The sequence below is a fragment of the Mesorhizobium sp. M7A.F.Ca.CA.002.04.1.1 genome (genome assembly GCF_004022805.1).
In the GTDB taxonomy this organism is placed as follows: Bacteria; Pseudomonadota; Alphaproteobacteria; order Rhizobiales; family Rhizobiaceae; genus Mesorhizobium; species Mesorhizobium ciceri.
Genome location: NZ_RZPL01000827.1, coordinates 1 through 2351 on the forward strand (window position 1 = coordinate 1; position 2351 = coordinate 2351).

A 2351-nucleotide genomic window follows, 5' to 3' on the forward strand; every position below is an offset into this window, starting at 1 on the left:
GGCACAGGAGAAGAATCTCCTCGATTTCGCTGGACAGGATGACGAGCCCCATGCCGTCGGCCGCCAGCCCGCGAAACACGTCGTAGAGAACATGCCGCGTCGCCACGTCGACGCCACGCGTCGGATCGTTGAGGAGCAGGATCGCGGGCTCCAGCGCCAAGGCCCGCGCCAGCAGCACCTTCTGCTGGTTGCCGCCCGACAAAGTGGTGATCGTGGCATCGGGCCGGGGTGCGGCGATTGACAGTTTTTCGCGGTAGATGTCGTAGCGCGCCTTGCGCGCCGCCGGGCTGATCAGGCCGAGCCGTGTGTCGCGCGACAGAGTCGAAACGGCGAAGTTGTCGAGCACCGACTGCGTCGGGAAAATGCCGTTGGCGCGTCGGTCGCGCGGCAAATAGGCGATGCCGCTGGCGACAGCCTTGCGAAACCCGGTGATCTTACGGGACGCATCCGATGCACCGAGCTCGATCGAGCCGCCATGCGGCGGTTCCAGGCCAGCAAGCATCTTGAGAAACAGCTCCTGGCCATGACCATCGAGGCCGGCAAGCCCGACGATCTCACCCGGAGCGATTGCCTGCGTGATCGGGCTGGCGCCGGGCGCGATGACGAGTTCGCGAACGGCAAGACCACCAAAATCGAGAGCGGTGCGATCAGCCATGCGCAAGCTCCGCGGCGGTACGTGGCGCCATTGTCTTGAGAAGCTCAGCCGGCGTCGAAGCGCCGCGCTCTTCGGTGCGCACCACGCTGCCGCCCCGCAGGATCGAGATGCGATCCGAAAGCGACATCACCTCGTCCATGCGGTGGGTGATGAACAGGATCAGGCAGCCCTCGCCGGCAAGCGCACGCATCAACGAAAAAACGGATTCGCGATCGGCGAAGTCGAGCGCGGCGGTGACCTCGTCGAGGATCAGGATCTTTGGGTTGCGCACGATCGCGCGAGCAAGGACGACCAATTGCTGCGCGGCGAGCGGCAGCAGGCCGGCTGGCATGTCGAGAGGGACGTCGGTGACCGCGAAGCGCTTAAGCGCAGCTTTCGCCCGGTCACGGCGCTCGTTGCGGGGCACAGCGCGCCGGACCAGCCCGTCGAGGCCGAGCAGGATGTTGTCGGTCACGCTGCGATCCGGCGCGATCAGCACCTCCTGGAACACCGTGGCGAAGCCTTGCGCCTGGAAGGCCGAGGGGTTGGCGCCCGAGAACGGCTTGCCGTGCAGGAGGATCGCGCCGCTGTCCGGCTGGACGATGCCGGACAACAGCTTGACCATCGTGCTCTTGCCCGAACCGTTCTCGCCCAGGATGGTGTGGATGGTTCCCGCCCGAAACGCGATCGATGCGTCCGCGAGCGCGATCGTCTCGCCATAGCGTTTGGATATGGTTTTGACTTCAAGCATGTCGCATTTCGATGCTGGCAGGCCGGCTCCCCGAAAGGAGCCGGCCTGTTGAGAGATTAGCAGGCGTCACTTTGCACAGGCATCGGGCACCTTCGAATAGTCCCAGCCCTTGGTTGGCGCCGGGTTCGAGAAATAGGCGTCGAGCCATTCCTCCGGCATCGGATCTTTCGGCGGGATCGGGAAGATAGACACGGCGTCCGTCGTCATGCAGTCCTTGTACCAGGCACCGAGATCGGCGGTGTGGACAGGCGGGATCGGGATCAGCAGCGTGTTCAGCTTCGGCTTCTGCCCGTCGAGCATGCGCTCGCCGACGCGGAACAGCGTCTGCGCGGTCCAATGCGGCAGCACCGCATGGCCTTCGAAGCGGTACTTGTCGGGGTTGGCCTTCCAGTAGCCCAGCGCATCGCCGGTGATCGAGCCGGTGATCAATGGTGCGGGCCGGCCGGCTTCTGCGAAGGCTTCGGCGACGACGCGGCTTTCGCTGCCTGTCGTCCACACTGCATCGATCGGCGCCGGGTTGGTGGCGATCGCCTGCAGCACCACGGTCTTGGTGACGTTGGCTGTCCAGTTGCCATTGACATTGCGCGAGATCTTCAGCTTCGGATTTTCAGTCAGCGCCTTGTCCGCGCCCTGGCGCTCCTGCACCACGATCGGGTGTCCGGCGATGCCTTCGACCAGAAGGATGCTGGCGCCGTCCGGCTGCGCCTTGCCGATCGCCGCCATCATGTCGTAGCCCCAGCGCGCATAGTTGGAATCGACATTGATGGCGTTCGGGCTGGTCACCGAACCGGCAGCGGTGATGAACGGAATGCCGGCTTTGGCGGCAGCGTCGATCGCATCATCGAGTGCCGTCGCCGAGCCCGGGATCGAGGTGATGATCGAGCACTTCTTGTCGATGAAGGCGCGGATCTGGTTGATCTGCTGGCTGGCGTCATTGTTGGAATCAGACACCTCGAAGCTGGACAC

Annotated in this window: 3 protein-coding genes; all 3 read right to left on the bottom strand. The window is 64.5% G+C overall.

Features of this window, described 5'->3' with window-relative positions:
- Window positions 1–655 (bottom strand): ATP-binding cassette domain-containing protein (locus ENZ75_RS29065; protein ID WP_164888084.1); only part of this gene is annotated, 655 nt, incomplete at its 3' end.
- Complete coding sequence (locus ENZ75_RS29070) at window positions 648–1385, bottom strand: ATP-binding cassette domain-containing protein (protein WP_013533018.1); 738 nt, start codon at window positions 1383–1385, stop codon at window positions 648–650. The genes ENZ75_RS29070 and ENZ75_RS29065, both read right to left, overlap by 8 nt.
- 66 nt (window positions 1386–1451) lie before the next feature.
- The coding region (locus ENZ75_RS29075; protein WP_128278519.1) for a substrate-binding domain-containing protein at window positions 1452–2351 on the bottom strand (900 nt) is incomplete at its 5' end.

Coding starts and splice junctions, on each gene's coding strand:
- ENZ75_RS29070 (WP_013533018.1), bottom strand. CDS start 1,385: ATGCTTGAAGTCAAAACCATATCCAAACGCTATGGCGAGACGATCGCG.